Raw genomic sequence first — 24,409 nt, forward strand, 5'->3', positions numbered from 1 at the left:
CAAAGATGGAGAATTTGGGCCTGCAATGGATAGCGCAAATGGCCTTTGGGAAAATTATGTAAATCGTAATTGCCAGCAACAGCATAAATTTTATATTTGTCCAAATGGTTGCAAAAATGGGGCATGTGTTTCAGATACTCCTTGTACTGATTCCGACGGTGGTAAAAATTACTTTGTTAAAGGAACAACTTCGGGCATGACAAAAACATACTACAATGGCACTGAATCAGAAAAATACTCAAGTTCAGATGATATTTGTGTAAAAGATAATCAAATTCCGCAATCTGGTTATGAAGAAGGGCTTTTCGAGCACTATTGTGAAAATAATTATTTGCAAGTAGATGGTTCAGATAAAACCTTTATTTGTCCAAATGTGTGCGAAGATGGTGCATGCGTTGAAAGTAATGATAATTCTGAAATAAAAACACGTTACGCATATTGGGAATGTTCAAATGGCGTAAGTTCAAAATCAGGAGGACCTACGAGCTGTAAACCCCGATATATTTGGGAAGAATATGGCAATGAATTCTGCAGAGCGCAATGTGGTGATATGGGATGTACGCTTAAAAAATTTGATACCTGGGAAAAATGCGGTGAAATAATAGATGATATTTTAATTTTACCAGCTGTAGATTTACCGGTTTACACATTACCTATTGATATGGCGGTAGATACAACGATTAGAGAATCTGAAAAATGTAATGGTTGCTTTAATAATGAAATTTGTCTTCCATTTGGTACAAGATTATTAAGTAATGATCTTCCAAGTTATTGTTCAATTAATCAAAAAATTGTAACTCAATTAGGGGTTGATGAACCCTGTATGAACAGTTATGAATGCAAAACTAACCAATGCGCAAGCAATGTTTGTATTGATTTAAAACAAGAAATTGCTGAAACAAGAGGCTTATTGCAAAAAATATTAGACTGGCTATCACAATTATTTGGTTAGATTTATTTTTTCTGTTTTATATTTTAACACTTTTAGTAATATATATAAAGTAAAATACCCCCAATTATAATATGAAAAGAGGTATAGCTATACTTTTACTTATTGTTATTAATGTGATTTCTGTTAACGCGCAAAATTTTAGCGCATTTGATGAAATTAATCTTAATTTAAACATCAGTTCATCATTAGTCAATTTATTTCTTTATCCTGAAGATAATTGGCAGCAAAATGTGTTAGATTTAAAGACTGAGCCAAATGCAAGTTTGAATGATGGAAGCATTTTATTTCAATGGCAAAATCTCGAAGAACAAAAAATAGATTTTCAGGTTACTGCCAATGTAAAAGTAAAAAATAAAGTATTTCCTATCAGAGATAAAATATCTTTTCCTATCAAAAACCTTCCAGATGAACTAAAAGTCTGGACACGGCCTACTGAAAAAATTAATTCTGATGACAGTAGAATCATTAGGCTTGCTTCAGATTTAGCGGAGGGTGAAGATGACTTGTTTAAAGTCGTGTTTAAGCTAGCCAATTTTACTAAAAATTATATTCGTTACGATTTAGCATTTGCCGGGGAAGTAAAATCTGCCTTATGGATACTTAACAACAGAAATGGAGTATGCGGAGACTTTAGTTCATTATTTATGGCGCTTACTCGCGCTTTAGGAATTCCGATAAAATATGTTGTAGGTGTTGCATACACCGATTTTGAAGATGCAAATGAATTTGTACCGCATGCGTGGACAGAAGTATATTTTCCTAATGAGGGGTGGATACCATTTGATCCTACCTATGGTGAATTTGGTTATATCGATATAAGCCATGTAAAACTTAAAGAATCTGTTGATGTTGACAATCCTTCAGTGCATTATGAATGGAGGGGTAAAAATTTTGATATAGCTATTGATAAATTGGAGTTTAAAGGTCAGATCACGTCTGAAACTGGGATATATGTGAAACCTATTTCAATTGAAACAAGTGTAGAAAGCAAAATAGTGGATATTGGTTCATATCAATTAATAACTGCCATAATTAAAAATTTAAAAGATTATTATATTACAGACCAAATTAATTTATTCGTTCCTTCAGAGATAAAATTAATTAATCCGGCTGTTCAAGTTTTGTATCTTGAACCCGGTCAGGAAAAAACGTTATATTGGATAGTGCAGGTTGATGAAATACTTAGCCCAAAATATACTTATACATTCCCTTATACCATTAAAACATTAAGAGATATAAGCGCAACTTACCAATTTGAATCTGTTCCTGGTTCAGAAAGTTATACATTGCTCGAACTGCAAAATAAGATTAGTCAAATTGATGAAGAAAAAGAAAAAGTTTATTCAAGCAATGTAGAATTAATCTGTACCGCCACGCAAGATGAAATTTATACATTTGAACCATTAGAAGTAAATTGTAAGATGACTAATGTAGGCAATCAATATCTTGAAAATTTGCATGTCTGTCTTTCTAGAGACTGCAATTTTCTTGATTTAGGCATTGGGCAAGAAAAAGAAACAAAATTTAAAACAGTGTTTAATGAATCAAGATCATCTATTGAAATAATTGCAAAAAATAATCTAATTACTAAAGTAGAAATTTTGGATATTAAAATCATCTCGCCACCAATAATGCGCATAAAAGACATTGAATACCCATTAGAGTTAAATTTTAATGAAAAGTATAAACTAAGTTTTAAACTATCAAAGGAAAAGTTATCAGATGCGCAAGATATATTTATACATTATAATCATAAGGTTTATCCTGTAAATGATTTTTCTCTTGAAAAAGAGATTATGATTAATAATCTTAAAGCATATGATTTAGTAGAAGGTGATAATAATCTAAAAATATTTATAGAATATAAAGATAAGAGAGGCAACAAATATACTATTTCTGAAGCAGTCACATTAAAATTAAATCATTTGAATATTTGGCAAAAAATAGTCAGCAAAGTAAATTATTATCTTAACTTATTATCTTCAGCAGTTGAGAATGCTTACATATCTCCAATTTATAAATAAATTGCGTAACTTTAGTTTTTATTAATATAATTAATTTAAATTAAAAATAGAAATAAATAAAAAAATAAGAAAAAAAGATATTTTTGATATTTTATCTTCTTACAACTTTTCTGACAGCTCTTCTTTTAACTGATCTTTTAGCTGCAGATCTTCTTGCTACTCTTTTAACTGCAGTTTTTCTTCTTACAACTTTTCTGACAGCTCTTCTTTTAACTGATCTTTTAGCTACAGATCTTCTTGCTACACTTTTAACTGCAGTTTTTCTTCTTACAACTTTTCTGACAGCTCTTCTTTTTACAGATCTTTTTGCTGCAGTTTTTCGTCTTACAACCATTGAATTGCACCTCTTTTTTATATTTTAATAACAATAACCTGAATTTGTTTTAAATTCCGATATAACTTTCTATTTTATATGGATTATTATTTATAAATGTTTCTATTTTCTTCCGTGAATCATTTAATTTTTTTTTAAAGTAATTGGTTAAGATTTTCTCGTCGAGAAAAATTAAGTAATTTTATTAAACGGGCAAGCCAAAACTTTTGTTTGCGGATTTGGGTCAAACTTACGAAATGTACTGTCGTACTCTTATTTTTACTTAATAGTTCTGTTTGATTAATTATTTGAAACGAAACAATTAAATACCTTTAAAGTAAATTCAATAACATGATGAAATACAAAAAGATTATTCCCGATACTTCAATTTTAATTGAAAATACTTTATCTAAACAACTGGAAGCTAAAGAAATCACCGTCGATGAAATCATAATACACGAAGCAAGTTTAGCTGAAATGGAGGCACAGGCCAATAAAAATAAAGAAATTGGCTACTTGGGGTTAAATGAAGTAAAAAAATTAAGAATACTGTCAAAACAACTAAAATTTGAGATTTCATATAAAGGACAAAGACCAGCTGAATTTGAGATATCCTTTGCAAAGTCCGGAGAGATTGATGCATTAATCAGGTCATTAGCATATGATGAGCAAGGAACATTATTTACTGCTGATAGAGTCCAGGCGCTTGTTGCAGAATCAAAAGGGATAGATGTAAAGCTTATTGAATTCATTAGGAAAGCCACTAAATGCCAAATTGAAAAATATTTTGACGATAAAACTATGAGTGTCCATTTGAAGGAAGGTGTTATACCTGGCGCAAAAAAAGGGGGTCCGGGCAATTGGCAATTTGTCGAGGTTGGTAAAAAGAAACTAACACAAATTGAAGTAAAAGAAATTGCAAATGAAATTGTTGAAACTGCTAACACTACTAAAGACGGATTTATAGAAGTTTCAAGAAAAGGTTCAACTATTATACAAATGGGCAGGTATAGGATTGTAATTACCAAACCGCCGTTCGCAGACGGTTGGGAAATTACAGCAGTCAGACCAGTTAAAACATTAATGTTTAAGGATTATGAATTATCTGATAAACTTAAAAATAGAGTTTCTGAACAAGCCGAAGGAATTTTAATTGCAGGTTCGCCGGGCATGGGTAAAAGCACATTTGCGCAAGCACTGGCGGAATTTTATGTAGATAAAAAAAAAATTGTTAAAACGGTGGAAGCTCCCCGTGATTTATTAGTTTCAGATTCAGTTACACAATATTCATTAACATTAGGGGATCATGATGAGATTCATGACATACTTTTATTATCAAGACCAGATTATACTTTTTTTGATGAGATAAGAAATTTCCAGGATTTTAAAGTATTCGCAGATTTAAGACTTGCAGGGGTTGGTATGGTTGGAATTGTTCATGCAACTAACCCTATTGACGCAATTCAAAGATTTTTAGGCAAAATTGAATTGGGGATAATTCCTCAAGTTATTGATACTGTTATTTTTATTAAAAATGGTATTGTTAATGCAGTACTTAGTATGAAAATGGAAGTTAAAGTGCCTTCCGGCATGCAAGAAGCTGATTTAGCAAGGCCTGTTGTAACTGTTTCAGATTTTGAAAGCAATAAACCCGCATATGAAATATATACTTATGGAGAACAAACAGTGGTGATTCCTGTAACTGAAACAAACATGAAAAGCATGGTAAAACGTTATGCTGCTGAAGAGATTGAAAGAAGATTAACAAATGAAATTGGAAAAGTAAAAGTTGAAGTTACTAGTGAAGAGCGTTGCATAGCTTACGTTCCAGAAAAAAATATTGCCATGATTATTGGTAAACAGGGCCAAAACATTGAAAAAATTGAACAACGCCTTGGAATGAGCATTGATGTTCAACCATTGTTACAGCTTGAAACAGGCAAAATTGAATTGGGATATGATATAGCAATTGCAAAAAACAATATTTCTATAAGTTTTGAACAGCGTGCAATCGGCAAACAAATTAGCTTATTTATTGACGGAGAATATTTATTGAGCGCCAGGGTTTCAAAAGATTCAAAACTGCGCATTAAAAAGAAAAGTGAGCAAGGAAAAGATATTATGAATGCAATTAATACAGGTAAAGTTTTAAAAGTTTATTACTAAACATTCATAAAATCAACAATACTTTTAAATATCCTTTCTATATACTTAAATATTATGATAGACATTAAACAAGTACGGGAAAATTCGGAGATATATCTAAAAGATCTGGAAAAAAGGAAAGTACCTGATAAAATTAAATGGTTAAAAGACCTGGTTAAATTAGACCAAAAATGGAGACAGGTAAAGTTTGATTTGCAAAAGGTTGTACACCTTAAAAAAGAAATTTCTATGGAAATTAGTGAAATGAAAAAGAAAGAAGAAGATATAACTCTAAAATTAAAACGGTTAAGACAAATCCCTGAGACTATTGAAGTATATGAAGCGGAAATGGACAAGATGGAAGAAAAGATTAATTATTACTTAATGAGACTTCCAAATTTATTACATGAATCAGTTCCTCAAGGAGATAGTGAAGAAGACAATGAAGTAGTAAATTTATATGGAAAAAAACCCACTTTTGATTTTGAACCCAAAAGCCATGTAGATTTATTAAAAGAATTAGATATTGCAGATATTGAAAGAGCGGGTAAAATTTCAGGTTCAAGATTTTGGTTTTTGAAAGGAACATTAGCAGAATTAGATTTAGCATTACAAAAGTATGCAGTAGATTTTATGACAAAGCGCGGGTATATTTTAATTCATCCGCCATTTATGATGAATAGAGAAGCATATGAAGGGGTCACAGACCTTAGCGATTTTGAAAATGTAATGTACAAAATTGATGGTGAAGATTTATATTTAATTGCAACATCTGAACATCCATTAACAGCAATGTTCTATAATGAAATTATGGATGAAAAACAATTTCCTATCAAAATGGTCGGTATAAGTACATGTTTCAGGAAAGAAGCGGGTTCACATGGCAAAGATACTAAAGGAATATTTAGGGGTCACCAATTTAACAAAATAGAACAAGTCATAATATGCAAACCTGAAGAATCATGGACATTCCATGAAGAATTGATTAAAAACATGTCCGATTTTTTTGAAAGTTTGAATCTTCATTTTAGGCAGGTAAATATCTGCACTGGTGACATTGGCACAGTTGCAGCTAAAAAATATGATTTAGAAGTATGGATGCCTGTGCAAAAAACATATAGGGAAGTTGGTTCATGTTCAAACTGTACAGATTATCAGGCAAGAAGACTAAAAATGCGCTATAAAACAAATAAAGACACCATTATTCCGCACACATTAAATTCAACATGTGTAGCAACATCAAGAGCACTTGTAGCAATCCTTGAGAATTATCAGCAAAAAGAGGGTTCAATTAAAATACCTAACGTATTAGTACCTTATATGAATGGTAAATTAATGATTAAAAAAGTTTAAATATAATTAACACTATTATTTCTGCATGCAAAAAGATTTGAAGGTTGTAATTGGCATATTTATCGTGAGTAGCGTATTATTACTTGGCATGGAAGCAAAAACAGAAATTAAATCAGTTATGCCTGAATCTAAAATTGACAGTGTGATTACAATACCGCATGGAAACTTTGACATTGGCAATAAAGAAAGAGGCACAATTACGATTAATATGGATTCTAATCATTATAATCAGATGATTTTAGAGAAAAAAGATAGAAATGTTAAATCATTAATCTTTTTTAGCTCAAAGGTTATGCCTGGTTTAGAAATTAGGTATAATATTAAAGAACAAGTTTTTGAAGCAGGTATACCTCCTTTTAAAAGTACCAGTGTTGAACTGCTTAATGGGCAACAACATACACTTGCATTTACATATCAACTTGGAGAAAAACAAGCAATATATTTTGATGGTCAAAATATTGGATATAGGCCATTTGTAAGCTATAATAGAGACCAAATTTCCGGATTTGCAATTAAAGGATATGGCACCGAGGAAATTATTGTGGAGTCATTAGCTTCAAAGATGAGGATTGCAGACTATGTAATTAGTGAAGAAGAACTTCTTGCGCGTTAGGATTATTACTTCTGCGCATAGACTTTTAGGTTCTTATACATCGAAATTCTTAAAAATATCAGAATATAATCAGGGTTATATGGGTCTTTTCGATAATTTTCAAAAAGAAGGTGAGTCATTATTTAGAGCGCGTGTCGCACTAGATTTTGATTATATGCCTAAACTAGTTAAGTTTAGAGAAAATGAACAACATTATATTGCATCATGTATTAAACCTTTATTTGAAAAACAAAGTGGTAGAAATTTATTACTCTATGGACCACCGGGTATTGGTAAAACTGTAGCAACAAGACATGTATTAAGTGAGATTGTTGAACATACTGATGATGTAATTCCGCTTTACATAAATTGTTGGCAAAAAAATACCACTTATAAAATATTATTAGAAATATGCGAGAGGGTTGGTTATGCATTGCCTTATAACAAAAATACTCAGGATTTGTTCAAAATTATCAAAGAAAAACTCAATAAATATTCAGTTGTATTTTGTTTTGATGAAGTGGATAAATTAGAAGATTTTGATATTCTTTATATGATACTTGAAGATATTTATAAGAGTTCACTTATTATGATTACTAATTATAAAACCTGGTTGACCTTGCTTGATGAACGCATACGTTCTAGATTAACGCCAGATACATTAGAGTTTAGGGATTATAATGATTACGAAATCAAGGAAATTTTAAAATATCGGTTAAGTTATGCTTTTGCGCCTACGGCATGGGAAGAAAATGCGTTACAAAAGGTATTTGAAACTACACTTGAAGTTGGAGATGTCAGATCCGGATTGTATCTGCTTAAAGAATCAGGCATGTGTGCTGAAGAAGCTTCATTAAAAAAAATAACTCTTAACGAAGTTGAAAAAGCTATCTCTAAATTAAATGAGTTTTCTGTTAAAGATAGTGAAGACCTTGAAACAGAAAACAAATTTATATTAGAAATAATTAAACAAAACTCGGGTAATAAGATCGGAGATTTATTTGAAATTTATGAAAAAAATAATGGTCAGCGGGGATACAAATCATTTCAAAGGGCAATAAAAAAACTTGCCGATGCGAATTTTATATTGGCTGAAAAAGTAACTGGTGGGGGCGGTAATTCCACAATTGTAAAATTCAATGACCAAGCAAAAACTTTATCTGATTATTAAGTTATTTTTTAAAATAAATTTAATTGCTATTTATATTTTAATCATTTTTTAATTATTTCTACAAAAAAAGTAAAGCACTGGACATATGATTATTCGACGGTGATTTATAAGCACTGGACACTGGACATTTATGGATGAACTTTATAAAGTAAAAGAGTAATCATTTCTATAGCCTAAACTAAGAAATAAGGCAGGTTTCACAATAAGCAAGGTTTTTGTATCAAGAACGTTGTTTTTTGGCGCTACACTGTTTTCTTGCCTCTTCTTTAAAAGGCTAGTAAAAATAATAGAGGTGAATTAAAAATGAACAATGAGAACTTAAACACTGAATATATACATAATTTGTTTATTCAACAAATACATAATTTATCAGTTAAAAATCAGATACGCGATTTAATTTTATTCAATCTTGTAAAGGGTGAAGTATGATGAAAAGACAAAAATTAATTTTTAAGATTGTTGAATATGATGTAGAAAATGTTGACAATGTTGAAAGCAGAGAGGGTATAGAGTATGCAGCTGAAGATGATATTCTTTCAGGCGCAGAAGAGGGTTTTTTGATGGGTTATACTGGTGCATAAAAATGTTAGCGGCAATAATGACGGCTAGGGCAAACGATTATAAGTATAATAAGTTTAGAAACTCTTTTCATTTAAACTTTACGGAAAAAAAATACATCAAAGAACAGGGTTACTTTGAAATTGAAAAATATGCTCAAAATAGTATTAGGCGTAAATTAAAGATTAAGCTTAATAATGATGGTAAGCAAACTCCTTATAGCGGTCATCCAATCTTTAAAGCTCAACATGCTACCGCTTGCTGTTGCAGGAAATGTATCCAAAAATATCCTCAATTCCAAGTTATAAAGAATTGTCAGACCCTGAATTAAATCATCTTGTTAATACAGTAATGACTTGGATTAAAAAAGAGATGGAAGGGGGTTGTTTGATTTTGAGTTTATTTTATTTTTTTATTTTAAGAAAATATAGAATTTCTAGTTTATTAGAAACTTTACTTTAAAGGTAAAATTGATATCCCATACAGAGGGATGTAATATTTTTTGCATATTCCTTTATAATATTCCTACCACAATCTTTAAATACCTTTAATTTTATCTTTTGTTTATGGGGGCGTAGCATAACCTGGTCAGTGTAGCCGGCTCCAATATGGGTCCGTGTTCAAAATAATTTTTAAGAAAAATTTAAGTTAATGAAAATCACGGCGTCCCCACTTGATTTTTCAAAATTATTAAAATATATGATATGTCAAATAAAAATAAAATAGAAAAAATAAGTCTTACTTACCAAGAATTCTGTACATACCTGTACCACATTTAGGGCATTTTCCTTTCATTGCTTTTCTACCATTTTTCATGGTAACTGTTTTAGCATCTGCCATATCTCTTTTTGCTTTACATTTTACGCAATAAGCTTGTACTTTTTCAGCCATTTTTAAATCTCCTCCATTAATTATTAAATAATAATACTATATTAATTAAAGTGAAGGGCATTTATAAAGGTTTGCCAAAGAAACACTTCAAATATTAAAAATATTTATAAATGGAGCAATTTACTAAAAAATCAATGATCATCAAATTAATGGGAATTATAGATTTAATTACTGCGTTAATTTTAATTTTAATACCGTTTAATATTATTAACTGGCAAGGAATGATAATTGGGACCTTATATTTACTATTAAAATCTTACTTATTTAAAGGAGATATTGCGAGTATAATAGATGGAATTTCGGGGGTATATCTATTTTTGACATTTTTAGGTGTTACTACAATATTCACCCCGATATTTGGGGCTTATTTAATCCAGAAATCAATATTTAGCTTATTATAACTCTAATTATTCTAAATATTTAAATAATAAAATCCAAATAAATGCACTAATAAACAAGGTAATAATTAAAGTAAAAAATACGCCTACTTCTAAATATGCAAATAATGCCGCTATTAATACAGCTCCTAAAGTAGTAAAATAATTTATATAAGAAATTATAATCAAATAAAATCCAGTAGTAGATGGAATTGGCAGCATGGAAAATATTGCGATTAACAAACTAATCACAACAATCTTTTCAAATATTAAAGATACGCCATATAATGGAGCAAACAATGCTCCAATTAAAATAAGAAATAATGAGCTTATGGTGCCTATATAACCAAATGATGAATATTTCATCATTTTAAGTTTACCCAGCCTATGCTTTTTCACATAATTAAAATAAATACTGCCGGGAATAAGCAATATAAACAGTCCCTCGCTCATAAAAGTTAAAAATAATGCAATTCCTAAAATCGTTTTACTTAATTTAAATTCCGCTTTATATCCTTTCCATATAGCTACAATTTTAATAATTGAAAGGTAGACCATATATAACAAGAAAAAAATACCCGATGAAATAACCCATGCTGAAATTCCGGATTTTACACTAAAAATATTTTTGCCCCAATCTCTAAAACTGAGCATAAAACCAAATAAAATGGTTGCTAATAGGATAGAAAATAATTCTTCTTTAGAAAACTTAAAATATTCTTGAAGTTTTCCCGATATATTCCTAAACATAATATTGTTTATATAAAGTAAATATATAAATGTTATTATATGGCACTTGAAACGCAGTAATATTTTGATAAGATGAAGCTTTCCCAGTGTACTGCATTTTTCAGGATATATAAGAGATGAGTGTAGTAGGCTTGATATAATAACTATTTACGCACAAGCGTAAACAATCTCAAATTAGGGAATAAAACTATAAAATTAAAGTATTATGAAATAAACTCAATTTGGGAGTTATCAATTTTTTTTATAATTTTAATAATCTCGTCTTCATGACCTGCGCCCACAACAGCAATGATTTTTTCGTTTGGGAATTTTTTAAACAATGCAACTAACTTTTTTGCCATTACAATATTACGGTCGTGAATCAATACTTTATATAATGAAGGATAACGCATTTTAACATTTTTTAATAATTTAGCTATAACTTTTTTAGAAGGTACTTTAGTAATGTCAAAAGTATCAATCCCTAACTCTTTTATCTGATTTTTCTTAAAAAATAAACCTTTTAATATATCAACAAAAAAGTTCCAGCGCTCTTTCCAGGTAAAAGCTTTAGAAAATTTATATAATGTAATAGTAATATCCTGATCAATGAGTGCCAGTTGGGATTTAGTTTTATTAGCAAGTTTAACTGCTTCTAACATTTCAGACCCTGGATCAACACCGACAATTCTCCCCAACTTTTTTTGTATATAAGATGCGATTAATATAAACAAATAAGCTTTCACGCCTAATCTAAATATTTCTTTTAATTTCAAACGCTTATGGCTTTTATCAAGTAAACCGGCAAGCCGTTTTTTGTCAAGCTCAATTGCAATTATTCCGGGTTTTTCAGCTTCAACAGCAGACCTAACTTCTTGAATACTTTGCTCTGCAATATGTGATGTGCCAATTAATGTTAACTGTTTGTATTTTATCATAATTCTATAGTTATAGTTTTATCCTTGGAGTTTAAATTTTTAATTAGTTTGTGTCCTTTTAGTTTTTCTTTTATTTCATCAAAAGAATATTTTTCTAGAGCTTTGCGGATCTGTAGTAAAACTTCGCTAATTAATTGATAATTTGAGTATAATTGTTCGCCTTTTTCACGATTTTCCTTTTCATCTTTTTCTAGTTTTAACAAATTATTTCTTTGAATTTCTATAATTTTATTTATCTTGTTTTGTTCTTTATTTAAAGAAGTTTCCAAAATCGATTTAGTTTCCTCTTTTGAAATATTTGTAAAATAATTATCCAGCGCTTCATTATAAGTATTAAATTCTTTAAACTCTTTATTTGCATATGATTTAAGTTGAAAAGGGCTGATATCTTCGTTAGTGTAATTATACCCTTTATTTCCATTTTTTAATTCCATCAAGATTTTAAATAGATTTTCAAGTTTTTTTCTGCCTAATGCCGGTTCAGAATTTTTATCAATATTAGCGATAATACATGCCTCTTCAGAATAAGTTTTGCCCAGTCCTAAATCTAAAGCCAAAGTTTTAACAATAGATTCCTGTGAAGATTTTTTACAAAATTCTCGAAATTGTTCTTCGTCCATTTTAAGAAAATTAATCGGTTTATTCGGGAAAATATAATCGTTACCTGGCATAACTGACCTGTCTGCCCATTTTTGCTGTTCAACAGCGCTCAATATTTTATTATCTTTTACCAGTATAATGTTTCCTTTGCCAAACAGCTCAATAAATAAACTTAATTTGCCCTCTTGTTTTTCAATTTCAATTTCAACTATCCTTTCAAAACCTTTTTGTTCTAATTTTCTTATTCTAGCGCCTAACAGCTTTTTTCTAAGGTATAAACAAAAAGAGGTCGCGCCCTCGAATTTTGGTTTATAGTCAGTTAAATACATAAATTTACCTGCCATGATTCTTAATATTTTTTTACCTAAAGAAGGCACATGTATAATTAACATCAGCTCTTTCTTTGAAGGGTTATAAATATTGTCTAACTTACTTCCTACAAGAAATTGTAATTCCTTAATTATATAATTAAGTTCAAGGGCTGCTATGTTTTGTTTCATCATTAATTTTTTTCACAATGCTGCTTATTTTGTAACCTTCAGAAGTTTCAACAACTAAAATCTTATGTTTATATTGTTCTTGCGCTTCTGTTAAACATACATCAAATATTTCTGCATCCAGGTTATCACGTATTTTTTTATCTTTATATCCGCGTTCTTTTAAACGCTTTTTTAATTCTGAAATTTCGCACTTGCATACAACGCACAAATCAATATATTTTTGCGGGATATAATGGGATAAATGGGAATCAATAATTAACCGGTTATTTTTATTTATCAAATCAATTAACATTTTTGCTAATTTTTTAGGATCGATTATTAAACATTCATTCTGCTCATCAAATCCTTCACAAATAGTGCTTTTTTCAAGTAAAGCCTTAACATCAATAAATTTATGATTATATGCTTTAGCCAATTTTTTTGAAATAACTGTCTTTCCGGTTCCGGGTGTACCAGTAACTATTATTATCATATTTTATAGTAATGAAAAATCCTATATAAAAGTATCTTTATTAATGACTTAATATTAAAATGAGGTTAATTCCTTTTCGTGAAGGTTACCCCGTGTATAAATTGGTTTAAATATTTGGATACTCCTTTTAATTAATAGTTGTTATATGATATGTTAAAGGTATTTAAAAAAACTAGCTTCTTTAACATTTTTTTTTGCTTTTTCAATATGTTCTACTGAAAAGTATTTATTTTTTTCTTTATCCTCCTTTTCTTCTACTTTTTCAATGATCGACTTTTTTCTAAATTTTAGGAAAGAAGGTATTAACGCAAATTTAGTGCTTCCGGGAGTTAAACTGCCCCAACCTTTCAAAAGATTTCTTCTTCGAATTACATTAATCAATATAATCAGGAAAAATATTGCTAGTGAAATCCCTATCAAATAAAACACTTGTTTAGATAATGTTTCTAAAGGTTGGCCATAAACTAAAACTTTCTTTAGCATATCTTCAGCTATAACAAATGGATTATATGATAAATATACCCTAAATGATTCAGGTACAGATTCTAACGGAATAATCAGATTCGAAAGCAACAAAAATAAACTACCTATAGAAATTGCGCCTAACGTCCCTGTTTCTTCAGAGTTAAATAAATATCCTATTAACATTCCAATGACCGTAAAAATTGTAGTGATTAATACAAGTGATACAGATGCTTCTAAAATAGTGGTAATGAGGTTAGGACTAAAGAATACAATTGAAATACCTATTATAATTATTATTTGGATTAAAACTAATACCATATTTGTAAAATAGATTGAAATTACAAACCAAAAATCAGAAACAGGTGAAATAAAATTTCTAAAATATGCTGGACTATGTTTTTCCATCATTACAAGAGTCGTGGCAAGCAATATACTTACAAACATTATAACTAACACAATTAAACTTGGAAATAATAAATTAAGATGTGTTGTTTCAGAGGTTACTGCTTTAATATTAGTTTTAATTGGGCTAACAACCTCATCAGCACCAGAAATTTGAACACTGCCTACAGAATTATCAATTTTATTAAATGCTTCCTGTATACTCTCTAAAGAAGATAAGCTTTCATCTATATTAGTTTTAATAGTCAGCAGCAAAGTATTTGCATCTGTCCGTGTTTTGGATGCAAGTTGTAATTTATCACTTGTTTCAATAATTTTGTTATAAGAAAGTTCTATCATTTGCATTAATTCCCCTGTATTATTTGCACCACTTTCAAGAAGGCTTTTAGCGTTTGTTAAACTGGAATATGCCGAATTTAAATCCGAAACAACTTCATCTCCGCCGCTTAATGAAGTCGCGAGAGCCATTGCAGCGCTAACTTTTGATCTTGCTGAAGTAATGCTGCTGAGAGCCTCTTCTTTATCCGATTCTAGGATTTTAGCCTTAAGCTCAGGCATATTAAATTCTTCAATATTCACATTTAAATCTAAAGAAGATAAATCTGTTGTAATTGACTGGATATTAGAACTTATTTGTTTATTATCTGAAATAAGCTTTGATAGCAAAGGTTTTTTACTAAATACTTCTTTTCTGGTCTCTTCTAAACTGGTTAACAATGTATTTGTAAGTTCCATACTTATTTCTTTTGAACGTAATGAGATTTTATTTGTTAAAGTTTCAAGAATCAGGTAAACCATATTAATCCTTGAATAATCCACATAAAATGTTACTTCATTATTACGATTTTCACCTACAATACTAAAATCATTTGGAAAAATAACACAAGTATGCAAAGCTCCTTCTTTAATCCTTTGAACACAGTCAGTTTCAGTATTTGTCTTTACAACATTAAATTGTTTTTCTGAAAGTTTATCTATAAAGGAATTAACTATTTCATTTACATTTGAAGAATAGATTCCAATATTTAGCGCATAAGTATTTGTGTTATCAAATGCAAAACCCAGCAACAATATTACTAATAATGGTCCAAGGATAACAATTAACGCTGAAGCTTTGGACCTAATCAAAAGTTTAAAATTCTTTTGTATTAATTTAATAAATTTGTTAAGCATTATCGTTTTTGTGAGTTAATAAACACTTCCTCCAAAGATGGTCTTGATACAGTTAATTTTACGATATGGTCTTTTGATAGTTTAACCATTTTGATTAAATAGTCTAATACTTGTTCAGTATTAGGGGTATGAAAAATTAATGAGTTTTCAATTTTTACAATATTAGATACTTTAAAACTTTTTTTAGATTTAAGTTTAGGAATGAGTTTACTATAATTTTTTGAAGTTGTAGTCAGATAAACTTCATTATTAGTTGTATAAAGCTGTTTAAGTTTCTCAATTGAACCAATTTGACTAAATTTCCCGTCATGTAATACGGCGATAGTATCACATTCACTTTCAAGTTCATCCAACAAATGAGAAGCAATAATAATTGTTGTTCCCGCATTATTGACCTTTGCTAAAAGTTCCCAGGTTTCTCTCCTCATTATCGGATCAAGGTCAGCAGTAGGTTCATCCAATATCAATACTTTTGGTTTATGAATTAACGCGCAAGCAATCCCTAAACGTTTCTGCATTCCAAAAGAGAGTTCCATTGCCAATGAATCTTTAAATTTAATTAAATTTACCAAACCTAACAATTCTTTAGATGTTTTTGCAATTTCTTCACTTGAAAGACTATATAGTGTACCAAAATATTCCAAGTTTTCTTGGGCAGTTAATTTGGGATAAAAAGAAGAATCCTGCGGTGCAAATCCAATCAATGTTTTAATAATTTTTGAAGATTTCGAAATTGGCATCATGCCTTTATCAGTCCTAAACAATACTTCACCTGTTTCAGGGGATAAAAATCCTATCAAAACATTTAATAAAGTACTTTTACCTGAACCTGACATTCCAATTATACCCATCACTTCTCCGGTTTTAACTGCAAGATCTAAATTACTTAAAACTTTATTTTTGCCATATTGTTTGGATATTCCTTTACAATCTATGATATACTGATTATTTTTGTTTTTAGCAGAATCTTTAAAAATTGATTTTTTTTTAGAAATCACTTTATTTTTAACACTAGCTTTTGCCATAGATTTACCTCTTTTTCTTTTAGGCATTAATATATATTATAGAATATTTTATTTATAAAACTTTCTTTTATTCTGCTTTGGAGAAAAACTCATTACATGAGGTTGACTTCAAGTTAGTATTCTAATCAGTCCAATATCTCTAAGAAAGGTTTTTTGGTTACTTTAAATTTAAACTGAAATACTAACCAAAAGAAGTCAACAGATTTTTACCGGGCTTTCACTTATACAATATCTCTACCAAACACCAGAGACTTTTTTTTGAACTTATAAAGTTTTGCAGGCCTATGCGCGCCTTCCATTTTAGACTCTCTGGTTTCATCAAGAATATCTAAAGAAAGTAACTTTTTTCTAAAATTCCGTTTATCAAGTTTTCTATCAAGAATAATTTCATACAACTTCTGTAATTCAGTTAATGTAAATAACTGCGGCAATAATTGAAAAGCAATTGTAGTATAATTAAGCTTATTCCTTAATCTTTTGATAGCATAATCTAATATTAAATTGTGATCGAACCCTAATTTAGAAACTTTGCTAATTGGAAACCATTTAGCATTTTTTGCATCTGTTGAAGCCTTTAACTTAATTTTTGTAGAATCAATTAATGAATAATATGTCACTGTAATCACTCTTCCCCGGGGGTCACGTTGAGGATTACCAAAAGTGTAAAGTTGTTCCATATAAATATTATTTACACCTGTTTCTTCAAAAAGTTCACGTTTTGCAGCTTTTTCTAAATCTTCATCTAATCTGACAAAACCGCCCGGAATTACCATTAAATCTTTCCATGGCTCAAACTTTCTTTGAACAAGCAATACCTTGAGAGTTTCGTGTTCAACAGTAAAAAGAACAATATCTACAGTCACTAACATTTTATCCATAGTGTATATTATACATTTAGTTTATTTAAATGTTATCCAAAACATCATCAGTAGTAACAAACTTTGCGCCTGCTTCAGCCATTTCTTCTAAAGCCAATTTGGTTGTATCGGGAGCAACACCTTTAATTGCATCTTTCACAACATAACATTGTATTCCTCGCTTCTGCATACCTAAAACTGCTGCTTTTACGCAATAATCTGTTGCGACTCCATAGACGACTGCTTCGTCTATCATTGGTACAATTCTATCATTTTTCAAACCTTTATTACTTAACAATTCTTCGATTGCAGGGTTAGTAAAAATGTCACAAGATTGTTTTTCAAAATAAACTGAATTTTTAAGTCCCAAACAACGAAATTTATAAAAAATAGAGAATAAAGAATCTCGAGCAATCCCTAATAATTTATTATTACTTCCCTTAACTAAATCGTGAGGAATATAAATTCCTAAATCTTCACCATCATAAGGTGAACCATCAATAGTTTGATGAATTTTTAATTGTCCTAAAGTTCCATCCATACAATGATCCGGAAATGGTCCACCATATCTCTGCAATTCTTCTTCTCTGGATTTATATTCAGGTGTGCCAAAATGCCTATCAACTGAACCAATTACCTGAATTCCCGATAAATTTGCAAAATCAATTAATAATTCCAAATTATCTTTAATCTCTTCTGCTCCTGGCACATAAAGCGCACCATCCACATTCATAAAATCATTTTGTGTATCCACATCAAAAAATATTTTCATTTTTAATCACCCCATAATTTCAATTTTGAGGTCAGAAAACTTTTTAGTTTTCGTTACCTCATATAATTTACTACCCAAATTTTTAATCATTTCATAATTTTCAAGTTTTGTTTTCCATCTATCTGGAATCTCATCAATTCCATTAAAAGTTCCTAACAAAGCGCCAACAATTGCGCCATTTGTATCAGTGTCACCACCCGAATTAACAGTTTCAATCAAAGTTTCTTCAAAATCATATGGGTTCATTGCAAACATTCCCAATGAAAAAGGTACGGCCTCTAAAACATAAAATCTTGCTCCAACTTTTTCCAATAGATATCCTGAGTCAAATTCTAAACTTTTTTTAACAATTTGCAACTTATTTGACAAATATTCTTCAGTTGGTCCTAATTTTGCTTCACAATCTTTTGCGTAATTTATCAATGTGTCAATAAAATGATTTTTTTCAAAATCATTACGATGATTTAATGTGTAACTGATAGCATATGCAGTTACAGCTGAACTAACTAGAGCTCTTGGATCTGTGTGTGTCATTAAACCAATATTTTTACAAGCCTCAAATATTTTTTCATGGTGCAAATGATAAAACAAACCAACCGGTGAAATTTTCATTGAAGGTCCAGTACCTGCACTAGGCAATCCTGTTTCTTGCCAAGATTTACCATTAGCCAATTTCTCTAAAGCATTAGTTGTGGTTGGACCCCAGCCCCTCAATGGTTTTTCATTAAATGCTTCAATATGTTTTTTAACAATGTCATCAATATTAATTGCTTTTGAATCAATAATAGATTTGGCGATTGCAATTGTCAGTTGGGTATCATCGCTATATTGCCCAAGCGCCATATGTGAACAATATTTATGTCTAACTGGAGCAATAAAATCTCTTAACTTTTGAGGAAATCTTTTTAAAACCTGTTTCTTTGTTAAAAATTCTAGCGGTAAACCCAATGTATCACCTACACCGCACCCAATGAGGCAGCCTTCAATATTTTTTTTCATTAACAACATCCCCATACAATTTTTTCTCAATTAATTTTCCAAACGCCAATTTTATTAACAGGAGATTTGGAATTTAATTTTTCATCTTACATAATTTTTTTTATTTGTGCCACATTCTTATATATTTTATATTCAATTTTCTGCAAATAAGTTTAATTCGTTTACTTCGTGTATAGACCACACTAACATCTATATAAACTTTTCGTTAGAAACCCTTAAAAAGAGCAAAAAATCACTTAAGATAATGCACCCGTAGCGCAGTCTGGACATAGCAAATCTTGATTTATGAGATTTCCTTTGGGGCAAATAGCGCGACAGCCTCCTAAGCTGTAGGTCGGGAGTTCGAAATGAATTAAATTCAGCGAAAATCTCCCCGGGTGCGTTCATATTCACAATCATCACAATTAGATTTAGTGAGGTTAAGCTTACAAAGTAAGCGCACACCGCACTTGTTTTTCCCGGGTTTTATTAAAATGCAGGTAGGGTGTGCTATTTTTTAAAATGATAGAACAAATAAAAGAAGGCCTATGGATGTTTTTATTTAGATTCAAACCTTACCCCAAATACAAAGGTAATGCAACAGAAATCTGTGAACAAATAGTACAAAAATGCTGGAATGGCAAATTTTTTCAAACTGGTGCATGCTCATACCCTTTATTTTGGACAAGAGATTTTGCTTTTTGTACTAATGCACTAATGAGTTTGGGGTACAAAAAAGAAGTACATAAAACATTAAATTTTGCATTAAACCATTTTCAAAAACAAAACAAAGTTGGATGCTACATAAACAGATATGGAAAAGTAATGAATTTTCCAATCTACGCCGTAGACACATTGCCATTACTACTTTATTCAATAGATACTGCAAATTTTAATATCAAGCCATACAAGGATTTTCTAAATCAAGAAATTCAAGGATTTTACAAAAAAGTATTCAATGCAAAAAAAGGAATCATAAAAGAATATACTCATTTTTCTTCAATGAAAGATCATTTCATAAAAAATAGTTCCTGTTATGATAATTGCATGATTGCGCTATTATGTAAAGAAGTAACTAAATTAAAATTAGAGAACCCATTTAAAAAATATAATTTTAAAAAAATAATAACTAAACATTTTTGGAACGGTTATTATTTCAATGAAGATTTGACAAACGCAGAAGTTACAGGTGATGCAAACATATTTCCGTTTTGGACAAGTGTAATAACTGGTAAAAAAATGTTCAAATCATGTCTTGGCTATATTCAGACAGAAAAACTTGACAAACCGTTTCCATTAAAATACACTAAAGAGAATCATAATGGACAAATCGCGGCATCAATTTTCGTGCCAACATGGGAAGGCGATAAAATTTGGCCTTTTTTAGGATTATACTTTATCGAAATTTTAATAAGATTTAATAAACCATTAGCTCAACAATATCTAAACCTGTATAAAGAACAAATTGAAAAAAATCAGAATTTTTACGAACTTTTCACAAAAAAAGGCGAGGTTTATAAGTCATTGTTTTACAAAGCGGATCATTCAATGTTATGGGCATCTAAATACTTGTATTTAGATAGCTTTAAATAAATCTAACTTTTTCAAAAAAGATTATGAGTTATGAGGAAATACAACGGAACATTCAAAATCAGATAAAATTTGAAGACGGAATTAATATACAAAGACTTGACGCAATATTCAGACTTTTAAAAAATAAAAGCGGCAAATTACTTGATGTTGGATGCAGCGAAGGTAAATTTATAATTGAATATCAAAAAAAGGGATTTGAATGCGAAGGAATTGATATTTCTGATAAAGCAATTGAAAATGGAAAACGCAGGGGTTTAGATATAAAAAAAGTTGATATTACACAAAAATTACCTTACAAAGATGAAACTTTTGACATTATATGTTGCGGTCAAGTGCTCGAACATGTATTAGACCCTTTGCCTGTAGTAAGAGATATGCACAGAATACTTAAAAAAAATGGAAACTTAATAATCACTGTGCCTAATATTAATATGTTCAGAAATCTTTTTTTGATTTTACTTGGAAAACCTCTAGCTTATTCTTGCAGGTTTGATAGTCCGCACTATCGGGATTTTTGTAAAACCGAGGCCATAAGGATACTTAAAAAGGGCGGATTTAAAAATATTAAAATTACAGGAGATAAGTTAAATATTCCTTATTGGAAAGGCAAACTGATTAGATTAACACCATATATCCCTAGATTTTGTGATAATTTAGTTTTAAGAGGAACAAAATGAAAATCACCAAAAGGATGGCAATTTTCATAATAATATTAAGCACATTCCTAAACACATTTGCCGAGGTTTCCTACAAATTGGGCGCAAATAAATTGGAATTAAATGTAATCTCAATTATAACAAATTATTCTTTATTTTTAGGTTTAACAGCATATGGGGTTTCTGCCTGTTTATTGATAATTGCATTAAGAGGCGGAAAATTATCAGTGTTATATCCAATTTTTGCTACGGGATATGTTTGGGTAACTCTTACGTCAATATATTTTTTTCATGAGGTTTTAAGCCTTTATAAAATATTTGGCGTCTTATTTATTATTTTAGGGATTTCACTAATTAATTACAATAACCAAACCAATCATAATAATTTAAGTAACAAGGTGTTGCAATGAAAACTTCAATTTATGCAATTATTGGAGTATTTATCGCATCATTATTTGGAGGGATAGGTGCGCTTTACTTAAAAAAAGGTTCAGACAATATTAAATTAAATTTTTGGAAACTTATTAAAAATTATGATTTAATCAAAGGAATTTTATGTTACGGATTCTCAACACTTCTGTTCATTCCTTCTTTAAAATTTGGAGAACTTTCAGTTCTTTATCCTATTACTTCATTTACATATATTTGGGTAATTTTATTCTCACTAATATTTCTGAATGAACGGATGAATAAATACAAATGGTTAGGCCTCATATTGATAGTAATAGGCGTAATTTTAATAGGCATAGGAAGTTAAATTTATATATACTTAATACTTTATTTTCTTATGTTAAAAGTAATTTCATTAGGGGGGTCACTTATTATACCGAATGAAATAAATTATATTTTTTTAAAACAATTTAGAAAAATGATTATCAATTACATAAAAAAAGGTAATAAAGTAATAATTGTTTGCGGGGGGGGCAGTATTTGCAGAAAGTATTATAGGGCGGCTAAACTCGTTACAAATATAAAACAATCTGAACTTGATTGGGTTGGGGTTATGGCTACAAGGCTTAATGCTGAATTAATACGGATAATATTTGGAAGTTTTGCAGAAAAAAATGTAAAGTACAGTCCCAACAAAAAATATGATTTTAAAAAAATTTTAATAATTGGGGGAGACAAACCGGGAGGAAGTTCTGATCTTGACACAGTAGAGCTTGCGAAAAAATATAATACAAAAGAAGTAATAAATTTGTCAGATATTTCATATGTTTATGATCAAAATCCCAAAAAATATAAAAATGCCAAACCTCTAAAATCTTTAAGATGGCAAGAATATAAAAAAGTTATAGGTCGCAAATGGGTATCTGGTGCGCATGTGCCTTTTGATCCAATCGCAAGTAACAGGGCTATGCAATATGGTCTTAAAGTAATAATTGCAAATGGTAAAGATTTAAATAATTTAAAAAAAATATTATATTCCAGCAGAAGTTTTAAAGGTACGGTGATTGAATAATGGGAATTTTGAGCAAAGATGAGATATTAAAAGAAATTAAAAAACAAAATTTAACGATTTCTCCATTCAATAAGAATAATCTTGGCGCAGCATCTTATGATTTAACCCTTGATGAAGAGTTTAGAATATTTGATTTAAATTTAAAAGTGTTTAATGTTGAAGAAAATTCGGATTATAAAAAATTATCAAGTTTCAAAAAAACAAAGTCAATTATTCTTCAGCCCGGAGATTTTGCTTTGGGAATTACAAAGGAAACGATTAATTTAAACAGTAACATTTGCGGTTGGCTTTCAGGCAGAAGCAGATTTGCAAGATTGGGGATAGGGGTGCATGTTACTTCAAATTTCGTTCAACCAGGGATTGATAATAAACAAGTTCTTGAAATTAAAAATTTAGGAAATACGCCCTTAAAGATTAATGCCGGTACAAGGATTATCCAGATTATATTTGAAAGAATAGAAGGAAAAGTTTCTAAATACAAAGGTAAATTCGTAAAACAAACCGAAATTTAATCTTGCATATTAACACATTTTTTACAAATATCTAACTTAAATTTTCCGTCTTGAAGCTCTTTTCGTAATTTAATAAAGTTAGGCTTTTTCCAAACTTCATTTATTTTTTCAGTTGTAAGGTTGCCGAATTTAACAGAACTAAAAAAATCATTACAACAAAGAATTACGTTTCCTTGAAAATCAATAATTAAAGAAGTAGCTGGAAAATTGCATTTATTCATATATTCAGTTTTAATTTTGTCAATCAAGCCTCCTCTATTTGATAAAGTGGTATCGGGAGTAAATTTTCTCAGGGTAACCTTTTTCTTTTCCGCGGCACTTAAAGAATTTAACATTTTTTTCAAGGTTTCAGAGTCAGGACCTACATGCCGGGTGATTAAAAAAGCATCAACGCCTTTAGATAATAATAAATCAAACATTTCTTTTGTCAAAAAATCACCATTTGTAAAAACAACAATATATGCGGAGGGCAATTTTTGTCGAGTATACCCTAATAAATCAGGTAAACGTTTATCTCCTAAAGGTTCGCCATAAAAATGCGGTGAAACTCTGCCATTGTAGTTTAACTCTGCTAATTCATCAATTATTTTTTTATACAAAGACTCTTCCATATATTGATCCCCGCGGTCATATTTTGAATTTGGGCAATAGAAACATTTGCGGTTGCATTTAGTTAATGTTTCAATTTCAACTGCTCTAAAAAAATCAGTTGTCCCATGTTTAACATAATTGTTTAGGAGATAATATAGTTTAGAAAAATGATGCTTGATTTTTTTAGGAATAATCTTCTTTCCTATTAAAAATAACTTCACTGTCATATGTTGAAAAAATCCTAATAACTATATAAATATGCTTACCTTCTTTGATTATAGATAGTGTGCTCTAATAATCTTTATAAA

At 29.9% G+C, this 24,409-nt stretch carries 26 protein-coding genes, 2 tRNA genes and 1 pseudogene; 17 read left to right on the plus strand and 12 right to left on the minus strand.

Annotated elements, in window-relative coordinates:
• Together J4418_04255 and J4418_04260 are read left to right on the plus strand one after the other, a co-directional pair.
• The coding region (locus J4418_04255) for a hypothetical protein (protein MBS3113269.1) at nucleotides 1-952 on the plus strand (952 nt) is incomplete at its 5' end.
• A gap of 71 nt (nucleotides 953-1,023) precedes the next feature.
• Nucleotides 1,024-2,976 carry a transglutaminase domain-containing protein gene (locus J4418_04260; GenBank protein MBS3113270.1) on the plus strand — a complete coding sequence of 651 codons (1,953 nt, stop codon included), beginning with the start codon at nucleotides 1,024-1,026 and terminating at the stop codon, nucleotides 2,974-2,976.
• A gap of 91 nt (nucleotides 2,977-3,067) precedes the next feature.
• Here J4418_04260 and J4418_04265 read toward each other — a convergent pair whose 3' ends face one another.
• Nucleotides 3,068-3,310, minus strand: a complete 243-nt coding sequence (locus J4418_04265) for a hypothetical protein (GenBank protein ID MBS3113271.1) — start codon at nucleotides 3,308-3,310, stop codon at nucleotides 3,068-3,070.
• 330 nt (nucleotides 3,311-3,640) lie between these two features.
• On the opposite strand from J4418_04265, the gene tadA reads away from it, so the two are divergent.
• From tadA to J4418_04300, 7 genes and pseudogenes are all read left to right on the plus strand, one after another.
• Complete coding sequence (gene tadA / locus J4418_04270; protein MBS3113272.1) at nucleotides 3,641-5,455, plus strand: Flp pilus assembly complex ATPase component TadA; 1,815 nt, start codon at nucleotides 3,641-3,643, stop codon at nucleotides 5,453-5,455.
• Between the two features lie 54 nt (nucleotides 5,456-5,509).
• Nucleotides 5,510-6,787 (plus strand): serine--tRNA ligase, encoded by a 1,278-nt coding sequence (gene serS, locus J4418_04275; protein MBS3113273.1) that lies wholly within the window; start codon nucleotides 5,510-5,512, stop codon nucleotides 6,785-6,787.
• A gap of 25 nt (nucleotides 6,788-6,812) precedes the next feature.
• On the plus strand, nucleotides 6,813-7,400 hold the full coding sequence (locus J4418_04280; GenBank protein ID MBS3113274.1) for a hypothetical protein: 588 nt from the start codon (nucleotides 6,813-6,815) through the stop codon (nucleotides 7,398-7,400).
• 79 nt (nucleotides 7,401-7,479) lie between these two features.
• The gene (locus tag J4418_04285; GenBank protein ID MBS3113275.1) at nucleotides 7,480-8,550 is read left to right on the plus strand and encodes an AAA family ATPase; all 1,071 of its coding nucleotides are present in this window, start codon (nucleotides 7,480-7,482) and stop codon (nucleotides 8,548-8,550) included.
• A 425-nt stretch (nucleotides 8,551-8,975) separates the two neighbouring features.
• Complete coding sequence (locus J4418_04290; protein ID MBS3113276.1) at nucleotides 8,976-9,131, plus strand: hypothetical protein; 156 nt, start codon at nucleotides 8,976-8,978, stop codon at nucleotides 9,129-9,131.
• A 2-nt stretch (nucleotides 9,132-9,133) separates the two neighbouring features.
• Nucleotides 9,134-9,570: pseudogene (locus tag J4418_04295) on the plus strand (DUF4186 family protein).
• Nucleotides 9,571-9,676: 106 nt separating this feature from the next.
• Nucleotides 9,677-9,780: transfer RNA gene (locus J4418_04300), tRNA-OTHER, on the plus strand.
• Between the two features lie 66 nt (nucleotides 9,781-9,846).
• Here J4418_04300 and J4418_04305 read toward each other — a convergent pair.
• Nucleotides 9,847-9,999 carry a hypothetical protein gene (locus J4418_04305; protein MBS3113277.1) on the minus strand — a complete coding sequence of 51 codons (153 nt, stop codon included), beginning with the start codon at nucleotides 9,997-9,999 and terminating at the stop codon, nucleotides 9,847-9,849.
• 134 nt (nucleotides 10,000-10,133) lie between these two features.
• Between J4418_04305 and J4418_04310 the strand changes: the two genes are divergently transcribed.
• Nucleotides 10,134-10,400, plus strand: a complete 267-nt coding sequence (locus J4418_04310) for a hypothetical protein (protein MBS3113278.1) — start codon at nucleotides 10,134-10,136, stop codon at nucleotides 10,398-10,400.
• A 6-nt stretch (nucleotides 10,401-10,406) separates the two neighbouring features.
• Here J4418_04310 and J4418_04315 read toward each other — a convergent pair whose 3' ends face one another.
• The 9 genes from J4418_04315 to J4418_04355 all read right to left on the minus strand — a co-directional run bounded on the left by J4418_04315 (nucleotide 10,407) and on the right by J4418_04355 (nucleotide 19,308).
• Nucleotides 10,407-11,126, minus strand: a complete 720-nt coding sequence (locus J4418_04315) for a hypothetical protein (GenBank protein MBS3113279.1) — start codon at nucleotides 11,124-11,126, stop codon at nucleotides 10,407-10,409.
• 203 nt (nucleotides 11,127-11,329) lie between these two features.
• The gene (locus J4418_04320) at nucleotides 11,330-12,043 is read right to left on the minus strand and encodes a TraB/GumN family protein (protein MBS3113280.1); all 714 of its coding nucleotides are present in this window, start codon (nucleotides 12,041-12,043) and stop codon (nucleotides 11,330-11,332) included.
• Nucleotides 12,040-13,146, minus strand: coding sequence for an NFACT family protein (locus J4418_04325; protein MBS3113281.1), 1,107 nt, complete (start codon nucleotides 13,144-13,146; stop codon nucleotides 12,040-12,042). The genes J4418_04320 and J4418_04325 overlap by 4 nt, the downstream gene beginning before the upstream one ends.
• The gene (locus J4418_04330) at nucleotides 13,118-13,615 is read right to left on the minus strand and encodes an adenylate kinase family protein (protein MBS3113282.1); all 498 of its coding nucleotides are present in this window, start codon (nucleotides 13,613-13,615) and stop codon (nucleotides 13,118-13,120) included. Before J4418_04330 ends, J4418_04325 begins: the two co-directional genes overlap by 29 nt.
• 153 nt (nucleotides 13,616-13,768) lie before the next feature.
• Nucleotides 13,769-15,655, minus strand: a complete 1,887-nt coding sequence (locus J4418_04335; GenBank protein MBS3113283.1) for an ABC transporter permease — start codon at nucleotides 15,653-15,655, stop codon at nucleotides 13,769-13,771.
• Nucleotides 15,655-16,707 (minus strand): ABC transporter ATP-binding protein, encoded by a 1,053-nt coding sequence (locus tag J4418_04340; protein ID MBS3113284.1) that lies wholly within the window; start codon nucleotides 16,705-16,707, stop codon nucleotides 15,655-15,657. The genes J4418_04335 and J4418_04340 overlap by 1 nt, the downstream gene beginning before the upstream one ends.
• 194 nt (nucleotides 16,708-16,901) lie before the next feature.
• Nucleotides 16,902-17,558 (minus strand): NUDIX hydrolase, encoded by a 657-nt coding sequence (locus J4418_04345; protein ID MBS3113285.1) that lies wholly within the window; start codon nucleotides 17,556-17,558, stop codon nucleotides 16,902-16,904.
• A 25-nt stretch (nucleotides 17,559-17,583) separates the two neighbouring features.
• On the minus strand, nucleotides 17,584-18,309 hold the full coding sequence (locus tag J4418_04350; protein MBS3113286.1) for an isochorismatase family protein: 726 nt from the start codon (nucleotides 18,307-18,309) through the stop codon (nucleotides 17,584-17,586).
• 6 nt (nucleotides 18,310-18,315) lie between these two features.
• Complete coding sequence (locus tag J4418_04355; protein MBS3113287.1) at nucleotides 18,316-19,308, minus strand: ADP-ribosylglycohydrolase family protein; 993 nt, start codon at nucleotides 19,306-19,308, stop codon at nucleotides 18,316-18,318.
• A gap of 246 nt (nucleotides 19,309-19,554) precedes the next feature.
• Here J4418_04355 and J4418_04360 point away from each other — a divergent pair.
• The 7 genes from J4418_04360 to dcd all read left to right on the plus strand — a co-directional run bounded on the left by J4418_04360 (nucleotide 19,555) and on the right by dcd (nucleotide 23,510).
• Nucleotides 19,555-19,690 (plus strand) — tRNA-Arg (locus J4418_04360).
• A 119-nt stretch (nucleotides 19,691-19,809) separates the two neighbouring features.
• Nucleotides 19,810-20,880, plus strand: coding sequence for a hypothetical protein (locus J4418_04365; GenBank protein MBS3113288.1), 1,071 nt, complete (start codon nucleotides 19,810-19,812; stop codon nucleotides 20,878-20,880).
• A 23-nt stretch (nucleotides 20,881-20,903) separates the two neighbouring features.
• The gene (locus J4418_04370; GenBank protein MBS3113289.1) at nucleotides 20,904-21,557 is read left to right on the plus strand and encodes a class I SAM-dependent methyltransferase; all 654 of its coding nucleotides are present in this window, start codon (nucleotides 20,904-20,906) and stop codon (nucleotides 21,555-21,557) included.
• Complete coding sequence (locus J4418_04375; GenBank protein MBS3113290.1) at nucleotides 21,554-21,946, plus strand: hypothetical protein; 393 nt, start codon at nucleotides 21,554-21,556, stop codon at nucleotides 21,944-21,946. The genes J4418_04370 and J4418_04375 overlap by 4 nt, the downstream gene beginning before the upstream one ends.
• The gene (locus tag J4418_04380; protein ID MBS3113291.1) at nucleotides 21,943-22,293 is read left to right on the plus strand and encodes an EamA family transporter; all 351 of its coding nucleotides are present in this window, start codon (nucleotides 21,943-21,945) and stop codon (nucleotides 22,291-22,293) included. Before J4418_04375 ends, J4418_04380 begins: the two co-directional genes overlap by 4 nt.
• 30 nt (nucleotides 22,294-22,323) lie before the next feature.
• A complete protein-coding gene (locus tag J4418_04385; GenBank protein ID MBS3113292.1) occupies nucleotides 22,324-22,998 on the plus strand; it encodes a UMP kinase in 675 nt (224 codons plus the stop codon).
• On the plus strand, nucleotides 22,998-23,510 hold the full coding sequence (dcd, locus tag J4418_04390; GenBank protein ID MBS3113293.1) for a dCTP deaminase: 513 nt from the start codon (nucleotides 22,998-23,000) through the stop codon (nucleotides 23,508-23,510). The genes J4418_04385 and dcd overlap by 1 nt, the downstream gene beginning before the upstream one ends.
• Here dcd and J4418_04395 read toward each other — a convergent pair.
• A complete protein-coding gene (locus J4418_04395) occupies nucleotides 23,507-24,328 on the minus strand; it encodes an SPASM domain-containing protein (GenBank protein ID MBS3113294.1) in 822 nt (273 codons plus the stop codon). The two genes, dcd and J4418_04395, sit on opposite strands and share 4 nt — an antisense overlap.
• Between the last annotated feature and the right edge of the window lie 81 nt (nucleotides 24,329-24,409).

This window comes from Candidatus Woesearchaeota archaeon, from assembly GCA_018303425.1.
Lineage (GTDB): Archaea > Nanobdellota > Nanobdellia > Woesearchaeales > JAGVYF01 > JAGVYF01.

What these genes read in the sequence shown, in the direction of transcription:
- J4418_04395 (MBS3113294.1), bottom strand. Translation starts at nt 24,328, where the DNA reads ATGACAGTGAAGTTATTTTTAATAGGAAAGAAGATTATTCCTAAAAAA.
- J4418_04350 (MBS3113286.1), bottom strand. Translation starts at nt 18,309, where the DNA reads ATGAAAATATTTTTTGATGTGGATACACAAAATGATTTTATGAATGTG.
- J4418_04370 (MBS3113289.1), top strand. Translation starts at nt 20,904, where the DNA reads ATGAGTTATGAGGAAATACAACGGAACATTCAAAATCAGATAAAATTT.
- J4418_04290 (MBS3113276.1), top strand. Translation starts at nt 8,976, where the DNA reads ATGATGAAAAGACAAAAATTAATTTTTAAGATTGTTGAATATGATGTA.
- J4418_04330 (MBS3113282.1), bottom strand. Translation starts at nt 13,615, where the DNA reads ATGATAATAATAGTTACTGGTACACCCGGAACCGGAAAGACAGTTATT.
- J4418_04305 (MBS3113277.1), bottom strand. Translation starts at nt 9,999, where the DNA reads ATGGCTGAAAAAGTACAAGCTTATTGCGTAAAATGTAAAGCAAAAAGA.
- J4418_04285 (MBS3113275.1), top strand. Translation starts at nt 7,480, where the DNA reads ATGGGTCTTTTCGATAATTTTCAAAAAGAAGGTGAGTCATTATTTAGA.
- J4418_04335 (MBS3113283.1), bottom strand. Translation starts at nt 15,655, where the DNA reads ATGCTTAACAAATTTATTAAATTAATACAAAAGAATTTTAAACTTTTG.
- J4418_04340 (MBS3113284.1), bottom strand. Translation starts at nt 16,707, where the DNA reads ATGCCTAAAAGAAAAAGAGGTAAATCTATGGCAAAAGCTAGTGTTAAA.
- J4418_04315 (MBS3113279.1), bottom strand. Translation starts at nt 11,126, where the DNA reads ATGTTTAGGAATATATCGGGAAAACTTCAAGAATATTTTAAGTTTTCT.
- J4418_04260 (MBS3113270.1), top strand. Translation starts at nt 1,024, where the DNA reads ATGAAAAGAGGTATAGCTATACTTTTACTTATTGTTATTAATGTGATT.
- J4418_04365 (MBS3113288.1), top strand. Translation starts at nt 19,810, where the DNA reads ATGATAGAACAAATAAAAGAAGGCCTATGGATGTTTTTATTTAGATTC.
- J4418_04385 (MBS3113292.1), top strand. Translation starts at nt 22,324, where the DNA reads ATGTTAAAAGTAATTTCATTAGGGGGGTCACTTATTATACCGAATGAA.
- J4418_04280 (MBS3113274.1), top strand. Translation starts at nt 6,813, where the DNA reads ATGCAAAAAGATTTGAAGGTTGTAATTGGCATATTTATCGTGAGTAGC.
- J4418_04325 (MBS3113281.1), bottom strand. Translation starts at nt 13,146, where the DNA reads ATGATGAAACAAAACATAGCAGCCCTTGAACTTAATTATATAATTAAG.
- J4418_04375 (MBS3113290.1), top strand. Translation starts at nt 21,554, where the DNA reads ATGAAAATCACCAAAAGGATGGCAATTTTCATAATAATATTAAGCACA.
- J4418_04265 (MBS3113271.1), bottom strand. Translation starts at nt 3,310, where the DNA reads ATGGTTGTAAGACGAAAAACTGCAGCAAAAAGATCTGTAAAAAGAAGA.
- J4418_04310 (MBS3113278.1), top strand. Translation starts at nt 10,134, where the DNA reads ATGATCATCAAATTAATGGGAATTATAGATTTAATTACTGCGTTAATT.
- dcd (MBS3113293.1), top strand. Translation starts at nt 22,998, where the DNA reads ATGGGAATTTTGAGCAAAGATGAGATATTAAAAGAAATTAAAAAACAA.
- J4418_04380 (MBS3113291.1), top strand. Translation starts at nt 21,943, where the DNA reads ATGAAAACTTCAATTTATGCAATTATTGGAGTATTTATCGCATCATTA.
- tadA (MBS3113272.1), top strand. Translation starts at nt 3,641, where the DNA reads ATGATGAAATACAAAAAGATTATTCCCGATACTTCAATTTTAATTGAA.
- J4418_04345 (MBS3113285.1), bottom strand. Translation starts at nt 17,558, where the DNA reads ATGGATAAAATGTTAGTGACTGTAGATATTGTTCTTTTTACTGTTGAA.
- J4418_04355 (MBS3113287.1), bottom strand. Translation starts at nt 19,308, where the DNA reads ATGAAAAAAAATATTGAAGGCTGCCTCATTGGGTGCGGTGTAGGTGAT.
- J4418_04320 (MBS3113280.1), bottom strand. Translation starts at nt 12,043, where the DNA reads ATGATAAAATACAAACAGTTAACATTAATTGGCACATCACATATTGCA.
- serS (MBS3113273.1), top strand. Translation starts at nt 5,510, where the DNA reads ATGATAGACATTAAACAAGTACGGGAAAATTCGGAGATATATCTAAAA.